General features: G+C 70.9%; 19 protein-coding genes. 7 read left to right on the forward strand and 12 right to left on the reverse strand.

Annotated features, from left to right (window positions below):
* Positions 1 to 15: 15 nt before the first annotated feature.
* The 3 genes from PKF00_RS19285 to PKF00_RS19295 all read right to left on the reverse strand — a co-directional run bounded on the left by PKF00_RS19285 (position 16) and on the right by PKF00_RS19295 (position 3,138).
* A complete protein-coding gene (locus PKF00_RS19285; RefSeq protein ID WP_271218950.1) occupies positions 16 to 1,542 on the reverse strand; it encodes an MFS transporter in 1,527 nt (508 codons plus the stop codon).
* A complete protein-coding gene (locus PKF00_RS19290; RefSeq protein ID WP_271218951.1) occupies positions 1,539 to 2,132 on the reverse strand; it encodes a TetR/AcrR family transcriptional regulator in 594 nt (197 codons plus the stop codon). The genes PKF00_RS19285 and PKF00_RS19290 overlap by 4 nt, the downstream gene beginning before the upstream one ends.
* A 421-nt stretch (positions 2,133 to 2,553) precedes the next feature.
* Entirely contained in the window at positions 2,554 to 3,138 is a 585-nt protein-coding gene (locus tag PKF00_RS19295) for a YciI family protein (protein ID WP_271218952.1), read from the reverse strand.
* Between the two features lie 166 nt (positions 3,139 to 3,304).
* On the opposite strand from PKF00_RS19295, the gene PKF00_RS19300 reads away from it, so the two are divergent.
* Complete coding sequence (locus tag PKF00_RS19300) at positions 3,305 to 5,824, forward strand: molybdopterin oxidoreductase family protein (RefSeq protein WP_271218953.1); 2,520 nt, start codon at positions 3,305 to 3,307, stop codon at positions 5,822 to 5,824.
* Complete coding sequence (locus tag PKF00_RS19305) at positions 5,821 to 6,285, forward strand: hypothetical protein (RefSeq protein WP_271218954.1); 465 nt, start codon at positions 5,821 to 5,823, stop codon at positions 6,283 to 6,285. The genes PKF00_RS19300 and PKF00_RS19305 overlap by 4 nt, the downstream gene beginning before the upstream one ends.
* A gap of 72 nt (positions 6,286 to 6,357) precedes the next feature.
* Here PKF00_RS19305 and PKF00_RS19310 read toward each other — a convergent pair whose 3' ends face one another.
* Positions 6,358 to 7,308, reverse strand: coding sequence for a helix-turn-helix transcriptional regulator (locus tag PKF00_RS19310; RefSeq protein ID WP_271218955.1), 951 nt, complete (start codon positions 7,306 to 7,308; stop codon positions 6,358 to 6,360).
* An 89-nt stretch (positions 7,309 to 7,397) separates the two neighbouring features.
* Between PKF00_RS19310 and PKF00_RS19315 the strand changes: the two genes are divergently transcribed.
* Complete coding sequence (locus PKF00_RS19315; RefSeq protein ID WP_271218956.1) at positions 7,398 to 7,802, forward strand: VOC family protein; 405 nt, start codon at positions 7,398 to 7,400, stop codon at positions 7,800 to 7,802.
* On the forward strand, positions 7,799 to 8,341 hold the full coding sequence (locus PKF00_RS19320) for a YdeI/OmpD-associated family protein (protein ID WP_271218957.1): 543 nt from the start codon (positions 7,799 to 7,801) through the stop codon (positions 8,339 to 8,341). Before PKF00_RS19315 ends, PKF00_RS19320 begins: the two co-directional genes overlap by 4 nt.
* Positions 8,342 to 8,471: 130 nt before the next feature.
* Here the strand turns inward: PKF00_RS19320 and PKF00_RS19325 are convergent, their stop codons facing one another.
* The gene (locus PKF00_RS19325) at positions 8,472 to 9,140 is read right to left on the reverse strand and encodes a GbsR/MarR family transcriptional regulator (protein ID WP_271218958.1); all 669 of its coding nucleotides are present in this window, start codon (positions 9,138 to 9,140) and stop codon (positions 8,472 to 8,474) included.
* 163 nt (positions 9,141 to 9,303) lie between these two features.
* Here PKF00_RS19325 and PKF00_RS19330 point away from each other — a divergent pair, with 163 nt between their 5' ends.
* From PKF00_RS19330 to PKF00_RS19340, 3 genes are all read left to right on the forward strand, one after another.
* Entirely contained in the window at positions 9,304 to 10,503 is a 1,200-nt protein-coding gene (locus tag PKF00_RS19330) for a cytochrome P450 (RefSeq protein ID WP_271218959.1), read from the forward strand.
* Between the two features lie 180 nt (positions 10,504 to 10,683).
* Positions 10,684 to 11,505 carry a hypothetical protein gene (locus PKF00_RS19335; RefSeq protein WP_271218960.1) on the forward strand — a complete coding sequence of 274 codons (822 nt, stop codon included), beginning with the start codon at positions 10,684 to 10,686 and terminating at the stop codon, positions 11,503 to 11,505.
* Positions 11,506 to 11,665: 160 nt separating this feature from the next.
* Positions 11,666 to 12,571, forward strand: coding sequence for a glutaminyl-peptide cyclotransferase (locus PKF00_RS19340; protein WP_271218961.1), 906 nt, complete (start codon positions 11,666 to 11,668; stop codon positions 12,569 to 12,571).
* A 389-nt stretch (positions 12,572 to 12,960) separates the two neighbouring features.
* Here PKF00_RS19340 and PKF00_RS19345 read toward each other — a convergent pair whose 3' ends face one another.
* From PKF00_RS19345 to PKF00_RS19375, 7 genes are all read right to left on the reverse strand, one after another.
* Complete coding sequence (locus PKF00_RS19345) at positions 12,961 to 14,226, reverse strand: PP2C family protein-serine/threonine phosphatase (RefSeq protein WP_271218962.1); 1,266 nt, start codon at positions 14,224 to 14,226, stop codon at positions 12,961 to 12,963.
* A 319-nt stretch (positions 14,227 to 14,545) separates the two neighbouring features.
* Positions 14,546 to 16,201, reverse strand: a complete 1,656-nt coding sequence (locus PKF00_RS19350; RefSeq protein WP_271218963.1) for a fibronectin type III domain-containing protein — start codon at positions 16,199 to 16,201, stop codon at positions 14,546 to 14,548.
* Positions 16,202 to 16,660: 459 nt separating this feature from the next.
* Entirely contained in the window at positions 16,661 to 17,242 is a 582-nt protein-coding gene (locus tag PKF00_RS19355; RefSeq protein WP_271218964.1) for a hypothetical protein, read from the reverse strand.
* A 111-nt stretch (positions 17,243 to 17,353) separates the two neighbouring features.
* The gene (locus PKF00_RS19360; RefSeq protein ID WP_271218965.1) at positions 17,354 to 18,238 is read right to left on the reverse strand and encodes a glycosyltransferase family 2 protein; all 885 of its coding nucleotides are present in this window, start codon (positions 18,236 to 18,238) and stop codon (positions 17,354 to 17,356) included.
* Between the two features lie 338 nt (positions 18,239 to 18,576).
* Positions 18,577 to 19,440 (reverse strand): class I SAM-dependent methyltransferase, encoded by an 864-nt coding sequence (locus tag PKF00_RS19365; RefSeq protein WP_271218966.1) that lies wholly within the window; start codon positions 19,438 to 19,440, stop codon positions 18,577 to 18,579.
* Positions 19,441 to 19,822: 382 nt separating this feature from the next.
* Positions 19,823 to 20,884, reverse strand: coding sequence for a right-handed parallel beta-helix repeat-containing protein (locus tag PKF00_RS19370; protein ID WP_271218967.1), 1,062 nt, complete (start codon positions 20,882 to 20,884; stop codon positions 19,823 to 19,825).
* Between the two features lie 232 nt (positions 20,885 to 21,116).
* Positions 21,117 to 21,605: an FtsE family protein gene (locus PKF00_RS19375; protein WP_271218968.1), complete on the reverse strand. Its 489-nt coding sequence runs from the start codon at positions 21,603 to 21,605 to the stop codon at positions 21,117 to 21,119.
* Positions 21,606 to 21,651 lie beyond the last annotated feature (46 nt).

Here is a 21,651-nt window from a genome sequence, read left to right on the forward strand (position 1 = left end):
TCCGGCCGTCTCCGGTCAGTGCTGCTGCCTGTTGATGTCGGTGCCCTTCGGAGTGATCACGAAGACGGCGATGCCCACGGCCAGCATCATGAGGCCGCCGAACAGGCTCGTCATCCGCATCGAGTCGGTGAACACGGCGCTCGCCCTGGCCGCGAGGTCGGGCAGGGCGAGCCTGTCGGCGATCGCCACGGCGGAGCCCAGCGACTCGCGTGCGGCGTCGGCGGCCGAGGATTCGAACATGCCCAGGTCGTTCAGACCGGCACGGTAGAAGAGGGCCGCGAGGCTGCCGAGGATCGCCACGCCGAGGACGTTGCCGAGGTCGTAGGAGGTCTCCTCGATCGCCGCCGCGTTGCCCGCCTTGTCGTCCGGGCTGCCGGACATGATCATCGCGGAGCCGATGGCGAGCGACCCGATGCCGGCTCCCACCAGGCACAGGGCGAGCAGGACGTGCACGTAGGTCAGATCACCGGGCACGAGGAAGAGCACGAGCAGGCCGACGCCCGCCACGGCGAGTCCTCCGGCGAGCACGCTCCTCGCCCCCGTCCTCTGGGCGAGCCACGGCGCGAGCAGGGAGGCGAGGGTTCCGGCCGCGGCCACCGGGAGCAGCCGGACACCGGTCTGGATCGGGCCGAGCCCCTCGACGAGTTGCATCCACTGCGCGAGCAGCAGGAACGCGGCGGCAATCGCGAAGGTCGAGCCCAGCGCCGCGACCACGCCCGCCGTGAACTGCCGGCTCGTGAACAGCCGCATGTCCAGGAGCGGATCGGGGCGGCGCAGGCAGCGCACCACGAACAGCGTCAGCGCCGCCCCCGCCGCGACCAGCGCGATCCAGCCGTCGAGGACGGCAAGGCTCTCCTCCTTCGCGAAGCGCTTGAGCGCCCACACGAGCAGGACCATGCCGACGAGCGACAGCGACGCGCCGACGACGTCCCAGCGGCCGGGGCGCGAGCTGCGCGACTCGGGCAGGATGAGCGCGCCGGCGACCAGCGCGAGGACCATGAGGGGCACGTTCACGAGAAACGCCGCCTGCCAGGAGAAGTACTCGAGCAGGAGTCCGCCCACTATCGGTCCGACGGCCGCGCCGAGCCCCGACACGGCGGCCCAGAGCCCGAGGGCCCTGGCGCGCTCGGCGGGGTCGGCGAAGACCGTACGGATCATGGACAAGGTGGTCGGCATGATCATCGCGCCGCCGACCCCCAGGGCGGCACGCAGGGCGATCGTCGTCTCGGCCGTCCCGGCGAGCAGCACGAGGACCGACGCGCCGCCGAAGACGGCATAGCCGGTCAGCAACATGCGCTTGCGTCCCCACCGGTCTCCGACGGCGCTCATCGACACCAGCAGGCCGGCGAGGACCAGGGAGTAGACGTCGACGATCCACAGGAGCTGGTCCGAGGTCGGCCGCAGGGCGGCGGCCATGTCGGGGATCGCGATGTTGAGGATGGTCATGTCCATCGTGATGACCAGCAGACTCGCCGAAAGGACGACGGCGGACGCCCAGCGCCGTCGCGCGGAGACCGGGGGCGTGTGCGTGGCGAGGCTCACCGCTCCTCCTCCTGCGGCTCGGGGGCCGCGAAGAGGGCCGTGATGGCGTCGGCCAGGAGCCGCACGTCGAGGGGCTCGTCATGGAGCGCGGCGTGCCAGGTGGCGCCGTCCGCGAACACCGCGACCGCCGTCGCCCGGCGGACCCCGATGTGCGCGGACAGGACGACGACCAGTTCGTCGAACCAGCGCAGGGCCAGCGAGCGCAGGTGAGGGTCGTGCACCGCGGCCCAGGACAGCGCGTTGTCCGCCTGGACGAGACGCATGTCCCGTAGAAACGCGTGCCACGCGGACGCGAGTGCGGCCGGCGCCGTGCTCATGTCCTCCATCGCCGCGCGCACGACCGCGAGCTCCGCGTCGATCTCGGCCGCGAGATGTTGCAGTGCCGCCTCGCGAAGATCCTCCAGAGTCGCGAAGTACTGCGTCGTGGACCCCAGCGGCACTTCCGCTCGCCCGGCGACCAGCCGATGCGTCAGCCCCTCCGAACCCACCTCGACGATCAGCGCGGCCGCGGCCTCCACGATCACACGGCGACGCCCCTCAGGATCGCGTCGGCGACGGGACCTCTCCGGCGACGCGCTCTCATCGGACATGATCCCCTCGTTAATGGACTGATGTACATGTACAAAAGTACATCTTAGGGTCCAGGGGCACAACGCCGCCGAGCACCGTGACCCGCTTGACGCCCGACGCGGCGAGCGGCTCCACGACCTGCTCGCCGCACCGCGGGGGCGTCTCGTCGCCGGCGAAGTCGATCAGGTGGACGTCGACGGCCGACGCGGTCCGGCGCCGGCCGACAGCGCCCGGACCGGAACAGGACAGTCGCTCTCCGTCACCGGGCCACGGCCAGTCGGTAGTTCTCGTCGCCGGCGAGGAGGTTCCGATGGGTGTCGTCCGCGGTGATGACGCCGCCGTCCAGGACGAGGACGCGGTCGGCGACGTCCAGGAGGGCCGGAACACGCGAGCGGCCACGGCTCGCGTGTTCTCCGAACCGTGCCGTCTCGGCCCAATAATTCAGGTAAGACTATCCTTAGCTTTCGGCCGGGACGGAAGCGGAGCGGGTCTGCCGCCGAAGCGCCAGTGGTGCGTTTCCGTACGGCCTCCACCGTCGGCCGGCAGCAGCGTCGCGGCGGCTTCCCGGTCCGGCGCCTCCACCGCGGCCGCCCAGCCGAGCCGCGCCTCGCGGTCGAGAGCGAGCAACTCGCCGCACACGATCATGTGTTCCGACGCGACCGGCGCAGGGGTGGACTCGCCCATGGTGATCACCAGGAACCGGCCGTAGCCGTCGACGGCCTCGGTGAAGTCCCACATGGTGCGGCCCAGGATGTTGCGGAAGCGGCACAGCAGCACCGACTCGAAGACGCCGGCGCGGTGGTACGGCTCTTCGTAGGCGAACGCCCGGGCGGCCTCCGCGTCCGGAAGGTCGACGATGTGCAGGCTGCCCGTCGACTCGGCCTCCTCTCCGTCGCCGGTCAGCGTGGGGCCGCGGGCGACCAGCAGTTCGCCGTATCCGTCCATGAAGGACCAGTGGTCGTCGTTCAGACTCATCTTGAGCCCGAAGGCGCCGGGGCGGTCACGTCCGTACACGAAATACTCCACGGTCGTTCAGCCTAGAAGATCATGACTGCCCCCCTCCTGACCGAGTCCGCCTCCCAGCCGGGACGCCCCGGGAGCCGGGCGAGTGGAGCCGCCTCGTGTGGCGGGAGCCGGGCAGGGTAGGGCGCCTGAGGTCCCCCACCGTCTTCTCCCGGAAGGAGTCGCCAGGATGGTTGACCGAATCGCCGACCTCTGGGGGCGGCGCACGCCGTACGGCCCTCCTGTCCCGGCGGAGGCCGTGTCGCCCGCCGAGAGCACGCACGCCGTGCCCGGCGAGGAGCCGGGCCGACACGGCTCCTGGCCGGTGCGCGTGGACATGTTCCTCGACGACGGTTTCGAGGAGTCCGACGTCGAGGCGTGGGTGCAGGCGGCCTCGATCCTGCACTCCAACGGCGACGCGATGGACATCGCCGTCGCCGGAGGCCGGATCGTGGGGGTGCGCGGCCGAGCCGGTGACAGGGTCAACCGCGGGCGGCTGGACCCCAAGGACCTGTACGGCTGGCAGGCCAACCACAGCCCCGAACGGCTCAGGCGTCCCCTGGTGCGTGAGGGCGGCCGGCTGGTCGAGACCAACTGGGACACCGCGATGGGCCGGATCGTGGCCCGCTCCAAGGAGCTGCTCGACGGGCCGGGCGGCTGGGGCCACTTCGGCTTCTACACCAGCGGCCAGCTGTTCCTCGAGGAGTACTACACCCTCGGCGTGATCGGCAAGGCGGGCATCGGCACCCCGCACATGGACGGCAACACCCGCCTGTGCACGGCCACCGCCGCCGCGGCGCTGAAGGAGAGCTTCGGCACCGACGGCCAGCCCGGCTCCTACACCGACGTCGACCACTGCGACGCGATCGCGCTGTGGGGCCACAACGTCGCCGAGACGCAGACGGTGCTGTGGATGCGGATGCTGGACCGCCGCCGCGGCCCCCGGCCTCCCGCGATGATCGCCGTCGACCCTCGCGACACCCCGGTGGCGCGCGAGGCCGACGTGCACCTGGCCGTCCGGCCCGGCACGAACATGGCGCTGATGAACGCCCTGATCCACCGGCTGATCGACAGGGGCTGGTACGACGAGGAGTATGTCAGGGCGCACACGATCGGCTTCGACGAGCTGTGCGGGGTCGTACAGGACTGCCCGCCGGAGCGGGCGGCGGAGATCTGCGACGTGCCGCTGCGTTCCGTCGAGCACGCCGCGGACATCCTGGGGTCCAGCGAGCGGCTGCTGTCGACCGTGCTGCAGGGCTTCTACCAGTCCAACCAGGCCACCGCCGCCGCCTGCCAGGTCAACAACATCCACCTGCTGCGCGGCATGCTGGGCCGTCCCGGAGCCGGGCTGTACCAGATGAACGGCCAGCCCACCGCGCAGAACACCCGTGAGACCGGGGCCGACGGCGACCTGCCCGGGATGCGCAACTGGAACAACCCCGAGCACATCCGCGAGCTCGCCGAGCTGTGGAACGTCGAGCCCTCGATCATCCCGCACTGGGCTCCTCCGACGCACGCCATGCAGATCTTCCGTTACGCCGAGCAGGGCTCGATCAAGCTGCTGTGGGTCTCGGCGAGCAACCCCGCCGTCTCGCTGCCCGACCTCGCGCGCGTCCGCCGGATCCTCGCCAAGGAGGACCTGTTCCTCGTCGTGCAGGACGTCTTCCTGACCGAGACCGCGATGCTGGCCGACGTGGTGTTGCCGGCGGCCACCTGGGGTGAGAAGCAGGGCACGTTCACCAGCGTCGACCGCACCGTGCATCTGGCGGACAAGGCGGTCGAGCCACCCGGCCAGGCCCGCGCCGACCTGGACATCTTCCTCGACTACGCCCGCCGGATGGACTTCCGCGACAAGGACGGCGCGCCGCTGGTCGCGTGGCACGACCCGGAGTCGGCGTTCGAGGCGTGGAAGGCCTGCTCGGCCGGGCGGCCGTGCGACTACACCGGCGTCACCTACGGGCTCCTGCGCGGCGCCGGCGGCGTCCAGTGGCCGTGCACCCCCGCCGCGCCGCGCGGTACCGAGCGGTTGTACACCGACGGACGGTTCAACACCGACCCCGACTTCTGCGAGGACTACGGGCACGACCTGGTCACCGGCGCCGCCTACGACGCGGAGCACCACCGTGCCCTGAACCCGGGGGGACGTGCCTTCCTGAAGGCCGCGGCGTACCAGCCCTCGCCCGAGGTGACCAGCGAGGACCACCCGATGCTGCTGACCACCGGCCGGACCGTGTACCACTTCCACACCCGCACCAAGACCGCCCGCGCCCCCCAGCTGAACGACGCCGCCCCCGAGTCCTGGGTGGAGATCGCTCCCGGCGACGCCGCCGCGCTGGGCGTCGCCGAGGGAGACCTGCTGCGCCTCGAATCTCCCCGGGGGACGCTCGAGGCCAGGGCCCGGGTGTGCGGAACCCGCCCCGGGGTGGTGTTCGTGCCGTTCCACTACGGCTACTGGGACCACGACGACAGCGGCCCGCGGACCGGCGAGGCTCCCCGCGCCGCCAACGAGCTGACGATCACCAGCTGGGACCCGGTGTCCAAACAGCCGATCTTCAAGGTCGCCGCGGTCCGGGTGACCAGGGTGGCCGGCGGAGACGGCGTGCCGTCGGCCGCCCCCACCACCGGCGCCGCCGCCCCCGCCGACCCACAGGTCCCGGCGACGGCGGGCGGGCCCGCCGCGCGAGCCCGGCAGCACGTCGAGGAGGCGTGACCATGCACCTGGCCCACTATCTGGGGTTGCTGCACCGTTCGCAGAACGAGTTGGCGAAGGCCTTCCGCGAGGTCGGGCGGGGCCACCTCGACGAGCCCGACGTCCATCACCTCTGTGAACGGCTGGCCGGGCAGTGCGACGAGCACGCCCGGAAGCTGGCGCCGTTCGTCCGGCGCTACTCCGAGGAGGCCCCGAAGGAGCCCGAGCGGCTGCACGCCACGCTGTTCTCCGGTACCCGCACCGGCGGGCTGGGGCTGCTGCGGGATCTGCACGACCTGTATCTCATGGCCGCCGAGTGCGACATCTCCTGGACGCTGATCGGACAGGCCGCACAGGGAGCACGGGACGAGGACCTGCTCGGCGTCGTCGGAGTCTGCGAAGGGGAGACCGCCACCCAGCTGTTGTGGCTGCGCACCCGCATGAAGCAGGCCGCCCCCCAGGCCCTGGTGGTCGCCTCATAGGCCCCGGGGTGAGGGAGACCTCGCGCGCTCGGCGGTCCGCCGAGGTCGAGGATGTCGCCGCCGAGCTCCGTGTCAGTGTCCGCCCGCGTAGCGGCCGGTGAGCTCGGCGCCGATCCGCGCCAGCTCGGCCTGGACGGATCGCGGTTCGACCACCTCCACCATCGCCCCCCAGCCGGCGAGGTTCCGGGCGACGTCCAACGGGGTGGGCGCGGCGAGGCGGACCCGGACTCGCCCGTCGTCGAGCTCGCCGTCGGTGTGACAGTGCCGACCGAACTGGTCGCGCAGCACCGGCACGTACCTGGCCGCGATGAGCACGGTCGCCCAGGTCTGCGAACGCCGCCGCTCCACCTCGCCGACGACCTGTTCCCACGCGGCGGCGAGCGTGAAGTCGTCCGGGCGCTCGGCGGGCCGGTCGGTCGGCTCGGCCTCGACGATCCGGTCGACCCGGAAGGTCCGCTGTCCTCGTTCGGTCCCGGCGATCAGGTACCAGATGTCGTCCTTGTCGACCAGGCCCCACGGGTCGACCAGCCGTTCGGTCCGCTCCCGGGAGGCGTTGGCATAGGTCAGCCGGACCTTCCTGCGGCGGACCACGGCGGTCTGCAGCAGGTCGACCATCTCGGGCCTGCGGCGGTCGCGCTCGCCCCACCGGGTGGGGTCGATCATGGTGGCGTCGGCGGCGGCCTCGGCGTCGGCCCGGAAGGTCCGCGGCAGCGCTCTGACGAGTTTGCGCAGCGCCGCCTTGGCCTCGCCCGAGACGGCGGCGGCCGGGCCGACGAGAAGGAACAGCGCCTGCGCCTCGGTCGCCGACAGGCCGCTGAGGTCGGTGCGGGCGCCCCCGACGAGCGACCAGCCGCCGCCGCGTCCGGGCTGCGGGTACACCGGGACGCCCGCGGCGGACAGCGCCTCCAGGTCGCGGCGGGCGGTGGCGACGGACACCTCGAGCTCGTCGGCCAGCTCGGCGGCGGTCACCCGGCCACGGGCCTGCATGAGGAGGAGAACGGCAACGAGTCGATCAGCGCGCATGTCCCCGGCTTCCCGCTAAAAGTGCTCAATTGATGAGCACTTTAGGGCGGAGGATGGTCATTGTCACCGACCGAAGAGAGGGACCACCGATGCTGCGGGGACTCACCACCGTCAACTTCTTCGCCGACGACGTCGCGGCCGCCCGGGACTGGTACGCCGAACTGTTCGGCGTCGAGCCGTACTTCGTGCGGCCGATCGAGGGAACGCCCGCGTACGTCGAGTTCCGTGTCGGCGACTACCAGCACGAGTTCGGCCTCGTCGACAGCCGTTTCGCCGCCCACAGCCGGTCTGACCGGGCCGGGGGCGCGGTGGTCTACTGGCACGTGGACGATGTCGAGGCCTGCTTCGAGCGGCTGCTGTCCATGGGCGCCACGGTGCACGACAAGCCGGTCGAGCGCGGCCCCGGATTCGTCACCGCGTCCGTCGTCGACCCGTTCGGGAACGTCCTCGGCGTGATGTACAACCGGCACTACCTGGAGATCCTGGGCCGATGATGCACTTCGAGGACGCGGCCCAGTGGGAGTCGTGGCTGGCCGAGCATCATGGGACCGAGGGCGGCGTCTGGCTGCGGATCGCCAGGAAGGGGTCGGCCGAGGCGCTGATCACGATCGAGCAGGCGCTGGAGGTCGCGCTGTGCCACGGCTGGATCGACAGCCACCGCAAGGCCTGCGACGAGCGCAGCTTCCTGCAGCGGTACTCGCGCCGCCGTAAGGGCAGCCCCTGGTCGCAGGTGAACATCGAGCGGGTGGAGGCGTTGACCGCCGCCGGGCGCATGCGGCCGCCCGGCCTGGCGGAGGTCGCCGCCGCCCAGGCCGACGGCCGCTGGGCGGCGGCCTACGCCGCCCAGCGCGACGCCGCCGTCCCGCCCGATCTGGCCGAGGCGCTGGCGGCCCGCCCGGAGGCCGCCGCCCGCTTCGAGGCGCTCGGCAGGTCCGGCCGCTACCTGCTGGTCCTGCCGCTGCTGAAGGCCAGGACCCCGGCCGGACGCGCCGCCCGCCTGCGGAAGACGATCTCCGGCCTGCTGGACCGGTGAAAGCCGGCGGTCGAGAGCCGTACGGCCTCGCCGCCGGTTTCGGGCAGGCGGGCGTCGCCGAGCGCGCCTGGCGAACACCCCGCCGTCACAGCAGACGGCCGTCGCCGAGCGCCTGGCGAACACCCCGCCGTCACAGCAGGAGATCGCGCCAGCGCTCGGCGGAGACCAGCATGTCCAGACTGATCCGCTCCAGGAAGGCCCCGCCCGCGAACAGCCGGCGCCCCACCGGCGTGTCGAGCCCGAAGTCCTCCGCCGCCCTCTTCGTGACCTCGGCCACCTCCAGCGTCCGCCGTGAGCTGTGCACCGCCGAGCTGTACCACGCGTCGTCGTCCATCACGTAGATGTCGCGCCGCCGCCGCGGATCGCGCTCGCGTCTGATCACCCCCTGGTCCGTCAGATAGCCGACAGCCGTGGAGACCGACGCCGGGCTGACCCTGAGCCTGCGGACCAGCTCGGCCGCGGTGAGTCTGCCGTCGTCGGTCAGCAACAGGCAGATGAGCACGCGCGCCGTCATCCTCGGCAGGCCCATCCTGACGGCCATCGTCACGGCCTCGTCGCCCACCTCGCCCGCCGCGCCGCCCGGCTCTCCGGCCACGAGCGGGGAAGCGGGCGTGCCGCGCCGTGCCCGCCGCTCCGTCGCCTGGTGCGCCTGCTCGGGCAGGTAACCGCCCGGGCCGCCGTTGCGGTGGATCTCCCGGCTGATCGTCGAGGTCGGCCGGTCAAGCCGCCGGGCGATCTCGGCATAGGAGAGACCGTCCGCGAGCCCCACCGCGATGCGCTGACGGTCCCGCTGGGTCAACCTTCCTCCTGGCATGGCGCCATTGTTGCGTTCGCCTTCATTCCATTGCAACACGAAATTGCATTTGGATCCATCGTCATTGCATCAGTTTTCCGGCTTCTACCTGGAGTTTCACGTATTCATCGATTGACGATTGTTTTGAACGCAACGTAGCGTTCAAAATATGACGAACGCGTACTATCGCGAACATGAGCCGGTCATGCCGTCGTTCGACCGCCCCACCGGCTGCCCCTTCGACCCGTCCCCGGAGCTCACCGCGCTGCGCGGTGAGCTGCCGATCGCGCGCCTGGCCGCGCCCGAGGGCGCACCGGGCGTCTGGCTGGTCACCGGCTACGAGCTGGTCCGCAAGATCTTCGCCGACCCACGCTTCAGCTCCCGCTACGAGACGCAGTACCACCCGCTCATGGACGCGCACATGCCGCCCGCTCCGCTCGGCGACCTGACCGGCATGGACGCGCCCGAGCACACCCGCATCCGCAAGATGCTGGCGGGCAAGTTCACCGTCCGCAGGATGAACCAGCTCACCGAGCGGGTCACCGAGGTCACCCGGGCCCAGCTCGACGAGATGGAGAGGCAGGGGCCGCCGACCGACCTGGTTCAGGCCTTCGCCCATCCTGTCCCGGCTCAGATGATCTGCGAGCTGCTCGGCGTGCCGTACGACGAGCGCGCGGACTTCGCGGGCTTCACCCAGTCCGTCTCCAACGACGACGACCCCGAAGCGCAGCTCGCGGCCTTCACCCGGCTCGGCGAGTACCTGCGGGACCTCGCCCGGGCCAAGCGCGCCGACCCCACCGACGACCTGCTCAGCGACCTGACCGCGAGCGACCTGACCGAAGACGAGCTCGGTGGCGTGGCCGCCTTCCTGCTCAGCGCCGGCCTGGACACCACGGCCAACATGCTGGCGCTCGGGACCTTCGCGCTGCTGCGGCACCCCTCGCAGCTCGCAGCCCTGCGCGACGACCCGAGCCTGGTCGACGGCGCGGTCGAGGAACTGCTGCGTCACCTTTCCATCGCCACCACCGGCATGCGCGGCGTGCTGGAGGACGTCGAGCTCGGCGGCGCACCGCTCAGGGCCGGCGACACGGTCATCATCGCGGTCAACGCCGCCAACCGGGACCCGGCCAAGTTCTCCGACCCCGACGTGCTGGACATCCGCCGCTCGACCGCCGGGCACCTGGCCTTCGGCCACGGCGTCCACCAGTGCCTCGGCCAGCAACTCGCCCGTGTCGAGATGCGCGTCGCCTTCCCGGCACTGCTGACCCGCTTCCCGTCGCTGCGGCTTGCCGTACCGGCCGAAGAGGTGCCGCTGCGCGACCCCGTCCAGATCTACGGCGTGCGCAGCCTGCCGGTCACCTGGGAGTGAACCTCGCGCGGATCAGCGCACCGGCGACAGGGCCTGTCCCGGCGGAGGCGCTCCGGCGTAGGCTTCGCGTCGGAGTGTCCCGCGCCGGATAACTCATGAAAATCCTTCGGATTGGACCTGGGCGCACGGCCGCCCGTGGTGAGATCTTGGCCACAGGACCTCTCACCGAAGGAGGCGCCGATGCGCGAGGACGGGTCGGACGGTCGGCTCGACGAAGACCTCCACTTCGCCTGGTCCTACGCGGTCGACGCGGCTCCCACCGGAGACGAGGCGGCAGGCGGCCCGGCCTCCGAGCGCTTCAGAACCTACGCCCGCTTCGTCCTCGACGAGTTCCGCGCGGATCCGGAGCGGATCTCCGCCATAGCCGCGGCGGCGAGAGCCCGCCTCGCGGAGCGGGAGGCGGGCGGCGGCAACACCCGCGGCTGGCTCGAAACCGCCAGGCTGGCCGAGATGGCCCTGGAGATGCTCCGCCAGGCGGGCGACGACGTCACCGCGGGTCCGGGAGAGCCGTGCCCGCGGAGAGCTGAGGCCGAAAATGCCCGAAAACCAACCGCATACCGGCATATAGCCGCATATCGCAGAAGGCTGCGGCGCCTCACCCCGCGGTACTGGTTACGCCGCCGATGGGCGCGGAGGAAGGTTCGCTTCGTCCATCGGCCACCGGCGACCGACCAGCCCTGCGACGTCCAGCGGATCGACATCCTCCTGGGCGAACGGGAGATCGGCCGCGTTACCTACCAGGTCTGCGACAGCTGCGAGCTGGGATACATCGCCAGGATCTCGCTCGACCCGAAGCTGCGGGGACGGGGAATCGGCGCACGCGCGCTCGACCTGACCCGCCGGAGATCCCCCGGATTCCGCTGGTGCGCGAGCGGCCGACACGACACGGACCGGACGTTCTGGCACCGGGTGTCCCGCCGGACAGGAGGTGCTCACACCCGGGCGAGCGCCGATCCTGTCCCCTGCGAACACATGCGCGGAGACCGGAACCGGCGCGTCTGACCCCGTTCTCAGGGTTCTCGGGTCTCCGTCCGATCCCCCGGGAACCCACGGCAGGCCGCCCGGCGGCCTCGGCTGGACGCGGGACGGTTCGCGGGTGGTGGGCGGCGCGCGGGGGAAGGCTCCCGTTGGATCACCCGGACGACGTCATGGAGGAGAGACGATGTGCCGCGTCATGTCCGTCGCCATCGGATCGGTCGCGCTTGTCCTGCTCGGCGGCCACCGAGCCTGTCCTGCCCGCGTGGAGACGGAGGACGCCTCGGCCGTGTCGGGCACGGGCGGGCGGCAGCCGGTGGAGCGGCTGCGGGTCAAGGTCCTCCAGAGCCTGCCGCACGATCCCCGCGCCGTCACCCAGGGACTGGAGATGGCCGGCGGCAGGCTGTACGAGAGCACCGGCGAGTACGGCGAGTCGGTGGTCATGGCCGGGCCCGCGGGGAAGCCGCCCACCGCCCGCGCGCGACTGTCGGCCCGGCTGTTCGGGGAGGGGATCACCGTCCTGGGGCCGACGCTGTGGCAGATCACCTGGCGCGAGGGCGTCGCCGTCGAACGGGACAGCCGCACCCTCGCCGAACGCCGCCGCGTCGCCTACACCGGGGAAGGCTGGGGGCTGTGCCACCAGCGACAGGGCGACCGGCTGGTGATGAGCGACGGTTCCGCCCGCCTCACGTTTCGCGACCCCGTCACGTTCGCCGCGACCGGCACGCTCACCGTGACCGAGCACGGCCAGGCCGTCCCACAGCTCAACGAGCTCGAATGCGTGGGCCCCGACACCGTCTACGCCAACGTCTACTGGACCGACCGGATCGTGCGGATCGACACCGGCACCGGCGCGGTGACCGGCAGCGTCGACGCCGCCGGCCTGCTCACCCCGGCGGAAGCCAGGAAGGCGAGCGTCCTGAACGGCATCGCGGCCGTCCCCGGAACCGATGAGTTCCTGCTGACCGGCAAGTCGTGGCCCAGGATGTTCCGCGTGCGGTTCGTCCCCGAGGTCGAAGCCGACCGCGGAGACCGCCGGGGTGGCCTTTCGCGAGTTTCACGAGGGCGCGTCCCTGTGGGGCCGGTCCGCTAGTGACGCCGAGCCCGCCCAGCGGCCATCGCCGCGAGGACCAGTGTGATCGAGACGAGTGCTCCTGAGATCATCGTGACGAGCACCGCGAACATACGCATTCCCTCAAAAAATCGAAACCATAGGCATACGCTCTGCCATGAACGCAGCTCACGGCATAGGTAACGCGAAACACCTCCTCTACCATTCCGTGACCTGACAACTCCCGCCGCCGCGGAACGGTCCCCGAGCACGGACGCCCCAGTCGCCCGGCGACGCACACCCCCGGCCGTGCCGGAGGAGGCCCGGCGCGAGAACGGCCCGCGAGGCCGTTCCGTCCCCGCGAGGAACGACGCTCACCCCGTCGCGGCGCGGGCGGGACGGTGCACCCGGGCGCCCGCCGTCTCGTGGAGTCATGGTCGATTCTCCGCCGCCGTGATTTCGCCGGTCAGCAGGGAGCGCGGGTCCAGCCGGTGGCGGATGACGGGGCTGTGCCATTCGGCGATCAGGACGGTGGCGTCGTCCTGAAGCTGCCCGTTGTGATACTCCATCACGGCGTGGATCAGCCGGCGCAGCGTCTCGGGAACGGGCAGACCGTCGGCGTGGCGGCGGATGACGAAGTCGACGAAGCGCTCCAGGCCGAACTCCTGGGCGCCGGGGCGGCGCGCCTCGGTGATGCCGTCGGTGTACAGCAGCACCCGGTCACCGGGTTCGAGCTGCTCCTGGCACATGTGGACCGGCAGGCTCAGGTTCAGCCCCATGGGATGGGCGGGCGGGCACTGCAGGAGGGCGACCCAGCGGCCGTGGCGGATCACCACCGGCGGGTGGTGGCCGCGGTTGACCCACCTGAGCCGGCCGGTGGTCATGTCCAGGTCGGCCATGATCGCGGTGACGAAGCGGGTGCTCCTGCCGAACTCGGTGATCAGAACCCGCTCGATCGCCTCGCTGTTGTCGACCAGGCTCATGCCCTGGCGGCGGTGGTTGCGGCAGGCGGCCATCGCCAGGTTGGCGGTCAGCCCCGCGGAGGTGTCGTGGCCCATCGCGTCGAAGACGGCCAGGTGCAGCACGTCGCCGGCGATGGCGTAGTCGAAGGCGTCCCCGCCGACCTCGTAGGCCGGCTCGACGGCCGCGCTGACGGTCACCCTGTGGTTGGCGAAGGTCAGCGGCGGCGTCAGGTTCCACTGCATCTCCGCGGCCACGTTCATCGGCTGGGTGCGCACCAGCCGGGCATAGGAGTCGCTGTAGTCGCGCACGCTGACCAGCAGCAACGCCACCATCGAAGCCAGGTGCCACATGCTGCCCCGGGCGACTTGACCGTTTTCCGCGGAACGGACGCGCAGCACCCCCAGACGGCCGGTGCCGTTCAGCAACGGCACCCACCACTGCTCCGCCTGACCGTCGGCACCCGACCTGGCCAGCGTGCGCACCTCCTGGTAGGCCCGTCCCGCCAGGGTGCCGTCGATGCGCAGCACGGCCGACTCCTCGCCGGGTCTCTCCCCGTGCCCGGCCAGCGGGCGCAGCACGTTCTGCTGCAGGTCGGCCAGATAGATCGACACGCCGTGCAGACCCACGCGGGCGGCGTACTCGTCGACCAGGGCAGGCAGTTCCTCCAGCGTCGTCAGGTGACTGGCCTCCAGCAACCCGACCAGCATCGACTCGACACCGTGAGAGGAGGACATCGGTCACCCCCGTCCGCGTCGTGACCGCCAGGGTGGGCCGTGAACCACTCGACCGGCCGTCGCCTCCTACCCAGGCATTGCCCATCTCCTCAGATCGAAACACGCCCTCGACCACCACGGCGGCGAGCACAGCGGGAGGAGGGAGCCTTCCTGCGGCGCTCCCGGGAAAGGCGACGCCCGCGAAAAGACGCCTCCGGAAAAGACGTCCAGAAAAAGACGCTCCCGAAAAGACGCTCCGGAAAAGACGAGAGGGGACGGGTGATGACCCGTCCCCTCTCCTCCGCGGCTGTCAGAGGTCCGCGGTTCCCCTACGCGGCTGTCAGAAGCCCGCGGTGATCTTGGTGAACTCCCACTCGGCCTGCGGGACGCCGCCGCCGTTGACCCGGTCACGGTTGACCGCCCAGAAGGAGAACCTGGTCAGCCCCTTGGCGATGGCCCAGTCACGGATCTTGGTCCACTGGGCCGGGGTGGTCGTCTCGTTGTTGTCGGACTTACCGTTCATGCCGGAGATGCCCATGTGAGCGTAGGCCTCGGCGTCGCTCCAGCCGAACGCGCTCTTCAGCGAGCTCTTCAGCCCCTCGGAGGCGTTGACCGTGTCCTGGTACATCTCGGTGCCGCTGAAGTTGAACGGCATGATCGTGTAGTTGTCGATCGGGACGTTCAGTTCCTTGGCCCGGTTGACCAGCCGGACACCCGCGGCGCTCAGGGCCGTCTTGAACGTCGGGATCGTGACGACGATCTTCACGTTCGGGTTGTTCTGCCGGACGATCTTCAGACCGTTGAGGATGCGGTCCTGGACGGTGTAGTTCTCGAACTCGTCGGTGTTCTCGATGTCGAAGTCGACCACCGCCGGGCCGAGCGCGGTGATGACCTTCTGCACGGCGCCGGCGAAGGCCTCAGGGGTGGAGCAGTTCGGGCCGAGCTTGTTGCCGCTCCAGCCGCCGAAGGAGATCTCGACGCTGCCGCCCTTGGACTTGATCGTGTTGATCGCGGTCTGGTCGGAGCCGCCGGTCAGCGGACGCTGGCCGTCCCACGCCGGGTTGCAGCCGTTCTGGGCGAGGATGAAGGCCATCGTGAAGGCCTTGACGCCGGTCGCGTCCATCACCGTGCCGGGGTTGGGCGGGTTGCCCCAGCCCATGTACAGGTACGGGGCGCCGGGCAGCCTGGGCGACTGGGGGCAGCCGGTGGTGGTGGCGCTCACGTCGCGGCCCGCCGACTCGCCGTTGGAGTTGTAGGCCTTGATCGTGTAGGTGTGCGTCTCGCAGGCGCCGAGACTCGAGATGGTGGCGTTGGTCCCGGTGACCTGCGTCCGCTGCGTGGCGCCCTCGTAGACGCGGTAGCCGGTCACGGTGCCGCTGGAAGCGCCCCAGGTCAGGATGATGCTGCTGCTGGTCGTGGTCGCCGAGGCCGTGCCGGGCTGGCCGGGCGCGCCGTTGTCGCCCTGCGTGGTCCCGGTGACCGGCGCGCTGGGCTCCGAACGGTTGCCTGCGGCGTCACGGGCGCGCACGGTGTAGGTGTAGCTCGTCGAGGCGGCCAGACCCGAGTCGGTGTGGCTGGTGCCGGTGACGGTGGTCACCAGGGTCGTGCCGCGGTACACCTCGTAGCCGGTCACGCCGACGTTGTCGGTGGAGGCGTCCCAGGCCAGCGAGACGCTGCTGGAGGTGGTTCCGGTGACGCGCAGGTTGCCCGGGGTCGAGGGGGGCGTGGGGTCGGTCGGGCCGCCCGTGCTGACCTTCCACAGGGCCGGGACCCGGTCGGGCTCCCAGCCGGGCAGAGAGGTGTGGCTCTGCAGGCACTGGTAGTTGACGCCGTTGTGGGTGACCACGGTGCCCGCCGTGTAGGCGGTGTAGGGGGCCCACGCGGCCGCGGCGGCTTGGACGCTCGCCTGCCGCGCGCCGGCTTCGGCCAGCGCCGGGGCGCCCGCGCCCGTCACGAAGACGGCTAAGAGCGCGAGGATGAGGACACGAAATCTCACGTCACACTTCCGGGGGTTGGGGGGTGAAAGCTCTGGCAGGCCTGCGGCTGCCCTCGCGAGCGAAAGCGGCCACAGACCGGGGTGCACATCCGCCGGGCCCTGCCGCACCGAGATCACGTCGGCACCGCTTGGCCGGCATGTGGAACGAATGAGGCCGCGTTTACACGAGCACAGGGAGCGGCCTCGTTGAGTGTGAGGGAGCAGGATGACGCCCCCACACCTCCTTTTCCATTAGGAAACTTTCCTAATAGATTCGGATTGTAATCTCGCCTTCAGGAGCCCGCAAGAGCCCACGGCGACCCCGTTCACAAGACTCCTTCGCCGTTCTCGACAACAGGAGTAAAGCAGGCGGCCCGCGACCAGCCGGACGTCCTCGCCTCGGTCGGCGTCACCGGCGTGAACACCCCGACGGCCGGCGCGCGCTTCGACCATCAAGCACGCGCCGGCCGAAGAAACAGGTCAGGAGGACTGACCGGTCCCCTGCTCCGCGCCGTTGCCGGTGCCGCCGAAACCCCTGTGGCCGCCTCGCGGCCCGCCGCCGAGCAGCCCCGCGCGCTGCGCCTTGAGGACGGCGTCGGCCTCGGCCTGGGTGAGGGTGCCCGCGGAGACGGCCGCCTTGAGCCGCTCACTCAGGGCGGACTCGGCCTCGGTCGCACGCTGCTGCCGCAGCGTGTTCAGGGCCGTGGTGACCTTCTCCGCGGTGACGCCGAGCTTGGCGGCCAGGGCCTGGGCCAGCTGCCCCTGGTCGCCCCGCCGCCCGTCTCCGGACGGGCGGCCGCCGGCCGTACGGATCTCCTCCAGGGCCGTGGTGATCTTCTGCTCGTCGACGCCGAGCAGTTCGGCGAGCTTGGCGGCCATCTGGCCGCGGTCGCCGCCGTGCGGCCCGCGCCGCCCGGCGTCGGACGGAGCGTCGGGACCGGTGGAGGCGGTCGCGGACGGCGCGGGCGTCGGGTCGGCCCAGGCCACCACCGGGGCGAGCAGTCCGCCGGCCACGGCGGCGCCGATCCCGGCGACGACGGCAAGACGCTTGGTGCGGTTCATGGCACTCCTTCGGTCGATTCTCGATGGATCCGCCACCGAGAATCGGCCGACCTCATGAGACGTCCCTGGTGCCGAACTGAGAATCCGATGAGGAAGCGCGGCCGGGCACGCTCAGACGATCGGGGGGCGACCGGCGCGGGTCAGCCGCAGCACGGTGGTCCAGGACATCGGCCGGCGCTGTCCGTGTCCGCCCTTGATGCCCTCCCACAGTCCACGGGCCCAGACGGCGAGGTTCGCACGGGACCGGATCCGAACGACGCTGAGCAGCGTCCAGGTCGCCAGGTACACGGGGACCAGGGGGGCGGGCAGGCGGCGGTAGGCGAGCCAGACGCGGTTGCGGGCGACGAGGCGGTAGAAGGTGGCGTGCCGGGCGGGGTCGGTGGCCGGATGGTGGATGACGATGTCGGGCGCGTACCAGCCGGTGCGTCCGAGGTCCCACAGCCTCCAGCTCAGGTCGATGCCCTCGTGGAAGAGGAAGAAGCGGCCGGGCCAGCCGCCGGCCCGCTCGTAGTCGGCGCGGCGTACGAGGATCACGCCTTCGGCCATGACGGTGATGGTGCCGGGCCGGGTGGCGTCGCCCGCGCGCAGGCGCGGGACCCAACGGCGCAGGGTGACGCCGGTGTCGGGGTCGGCGATGCGGGGTTGGATGTAGGCGGCCTCGGGGTGACGGCGGGCTTCGGCGACGAGCCTGGCGAGAATGTCGGGAGCGGGCAGGACGGCGTCGTTGTCGAAGAAGAACACGAACTCGCCGCAGCCCGGACCGGACAGCGCGTCGGCGCCGACGTTGCGGCCCTGGGGAATGCCTTCGTTGACGGGCAGGGTCACGGTGCGCACGCCGGCGGGCACATGGTCGGGTTCGACCCCGTTGCCCACGACGACCACACGCAGGTCGACGTCCTGCTGGGCGAGGAGGGAGTCCATCGCCTGCGGGAACGCGACAGGCCGATCGTTCATGGTGAGGACCACCACGTCGACGGTGGTCTTCGGGCTGGTCATCACGTCTCCCGTACGGGTGAGGCGCTCGGCGCGCAGGAGCGGTGCCGTCTGCCGGGGGACGGGCAAAGTGCTCTTGTCACGTTCCGTTCGTCTTGACGTCATGCGCTCGCCGTCTTCCCGGCCTACCTTAGCGCCGCTTCAACCGCACGATCGCCCAGACCGCCTCCGAGGCCGTGCCCGCCCTCACCTCGGCGTCCTCGCCATCGGCGTCAGCGCGCTCGTGCCGCCGCCGAACAGGAACTCCACCAGCCGCCTGCGCCTCCTCGCGGGGACGCCGGCGGCCGGAGTTCACGGACGGCGCGGGGTTCCGTCCGCCCGCCGCGCGCGGCGGCGCACCGTCATGGCCGCGTCCTCACCACCGCGCGGACCAGGCGGCACGCGTCGGCGCACTGCAGCGCGTCGTGCCGCCGCCAGAGCGCGGGGTCTACCGCCTCCTGCTCCCGGACGTGCTCGGCCACGTCCAGGTGGTGGTCCGCCAGCTTCGCCGACAGCTCCTCGGGGGCGAAGAGACTCAGCCAGGGCTCACCCCGCTCGGCCGCCGCGGCCATGGCCATCTGGGCGTAGGCCTCCCCCTTCTCGTCACGGAGAACGGGCGAGAGCGCGTACTCCATGATCAGCTCGGTGCCGGGGGCCAGACGGCCGATCTCCGCGAGCGTGGCGACGACGGCCTGGTCGGTCAGGTACATGCTGACGCCCAGCCAGCTCACCAGGGCGGGCTTGGCGGGGTCGAACCCGCAGGCGACGAGCCGGTCGACGAGGGCGTCGGTCTCGAAGTCGACCCCGACGAAGGCCAGCGCCTCCGGCGGGGTGATCCCCGCCTCCGCCAGCAGGCCGCGCTTCCAGCGCTGGGTGGCCGGATGGTCGACTTCGAAAACGGCGACCTGACCGGTCAGCGGGGAACGGTGGGCGAAGGTGTCCAGTCCCGCGCCGAGGATCACGTACTGGGTCACGCCCAGTCCGGCCAGCTCCGTCAGGCGGCGTTCGGCGTAGTGGCTGCGGATGGTGACCTGCGCCCGGACGCCCGACAGGATGAGGTGGTCGCCGTAGGCACGGTGGTAGCCGATCAGCTCCTCGGCGCCGTCCCCCAGCAGCGCGTGCGCGACGGTGTCCTCGAAGATGAAGGGTTCGCGGTCCACCAGCAGGTGTGCCGCGCGGCCTGCCGCCGCCATGAGCGCGGTCCGGCTGGGCTCTTCGTCATTCATCGGCTGATTTCCTTTCGCAACTTTCAGGCCGTGTGAATGACGATGCTAATCGCACAAAAATATTACCTTCGGCATCTTATCAGACGGAAATAAATTTCCAATAACGCACAGATGAAAACAAGGACTCATTGCGTCGCCGGAATTCGTTCACCCCGTCGCCCCGGCGTGGGAACCCGGTCCATGTCGAGACAGCCGAGGTCGCAGGACCTGACGTCCTCGGCCGGGTCCGTGCCGACCGAACCGCGGCGAAACGGGCCGCCCGTTTCGCCGCGGTCGCGCGCTTCCCGCCGGAGACGACCGGGATCGACGCCGTCAGGGAGGGGAGCCCCCGTGACCTGCCTCGCTCATCCGTCCGGTCCCGCGGCGCGCCCGTCCACAACGGTCACGGCGTCACCTGGATGTTCGTGAGGCCCTTTCCTCCCGTCACCGTGTTGCCGCTGTGGACCGTCGTCTCGCAGCCCGGGCCGTGGTTGGTGACGTTGATCGCCAGTTGCCTCGCGCCGGTCGCGCCCGTCAGATCCGAGGTGTTGTCGCGGAAGACGGTCCCGCACCCCCAGCCGGGCTGCTGGGTGTGAGTCTCGTAACCGTTGTTGCTGGTGTTCCTGCCCTTGTTGTCCCTGACGAGGACGTCGTTGCCCTTCACGTCGACCCAGGAGTCGTCGTAGTTGGCGCCGGTGAGCCCGCCGCCGTCGAAGGTGTTGCCGATGATCTGCGCGCCCGTGGTGCCCTCCTTGATGTCGACGTTCTCACCGCCGACGTCCGGGCCGATGGTGTTGCCGATGATCTGGATGCGATCGCTGTTGTCGGAGAGCGTGTTGGCGGTGCCGACGTACACGCCCTCGCCCATGCCTCGACCGTCGTTCCCGGTGTCGTAGATCGTCGAGTTCCTGATGACGCCGTCGGTGCTGGACCTGCGGAAGTGGACGCCCTCCATGTCGAGGTCGTGGACGGTGACCGTGTCGATGACGACGCCCTTCGCCGAGTCGACCATGATGCCCTTCTGCCCGCCGGTGACGGTGACGCCCCTGACGGTCCAGTACGAGGCGCCGTCCAGGTGCAGGCCGTAACCGCCGCCGGTCGTGAGGACCGCCCTGGAGGAGCCGGTGAGTGTGATGCGGGAGCCGGGCGTCGCCGCCGTGTAGGCCTTGAAGTTGCCCCTGTAGGTGCCGTCGGCGAGATGGATCGTGTCGCCCGGGACGGCCGCGCCGAGCGCCGACTTGAGCGCCGCGGCCGTGGACACCTCGATGACGCCGGGCGACGTCCTGGAGGCCGGTGACGACGCCGAAGCGGGAGAGGAGGCGCCGGCGAAGGCGGTTCCGCCGGCGTTGACGCGGATCGGGACGGCGGTCGCGGCGTTCGCGTTCTGCGTGACCGCCGTCGTGCCCAGCGGAAGCAGCAGGGCTCCCGCTGCGGCCAGGGCTTTGGAGAGAAGTTCACGTCGCATGTGATGTCTCACGTCCTTCGGGCTGGTGTGGGGGGTGGTGAGGACGTATTCCTGCGCCGGACCGGCGACTCGCGGGGAGAGCCGGTACGGGCGCAGGAGCGATGTGAGCACACTAGCGCCGGCCGCTGCGACAAAAATGGGGAGATCAGACCCCGAACAGGGCCTGTGACCGTTTTATAGGCCCGTATTTGACACGCCGGTTTCAGGGGGTCCCGGCGGTGGGGAAGACCGCTCAGACCCGCCTGCCGGGAGCCTCGGCGGTGACGCCGGCCACCCGGTGGACGTGGGGGGCGGTCGTGATCCGGACACTCCCGCGAGGGACGGCCGTGATCCGGACACTCCCCTGGGAGCCCGCCGACAGCCCGGCGTTCGCGTCGGCCGCCGCCCCTCCTGCGGTGGGCGCCCGTCCCGCCTCGCTCCCGGCCTTGTCCCCGTCACCCGCCTCGGGGACCTTCCGGTCTCCGGCGGCCAGGACGAGGGGCACGGCGTGTCCGGCGGGTTCGGCCGCGCCGCGCGGACCGGCGACGGCCAGGAGGCCGCAGACGCAGACGAGCGCCGCGGCGTAGCGCAGGAACGTGCTCTTGCCCGGCCCCGAAGGACCCGTCACGGCGGCGAAGCCGCCACGAGGGGTACCGATCGACACCTCACGCAGGGCGAACACCGTGTTCCGTCCCCTGCCGTAGACATTGCTGACCGTGTCCAAACGCACCACATCGTTCATGGAGACCAGTCTTCTGACCCTGGGGTCACACGGGCCAGGGATACGA

It is taken from the genome of Streptosporangium carneum (assembly GCF_027922005.1).
Lineage (GTDB): Bacteria > Actinomycetota > Actinomycetes > Streptosporangiales > Streptosporangiaceae > Streptosporangium > Streptosporangium carneum.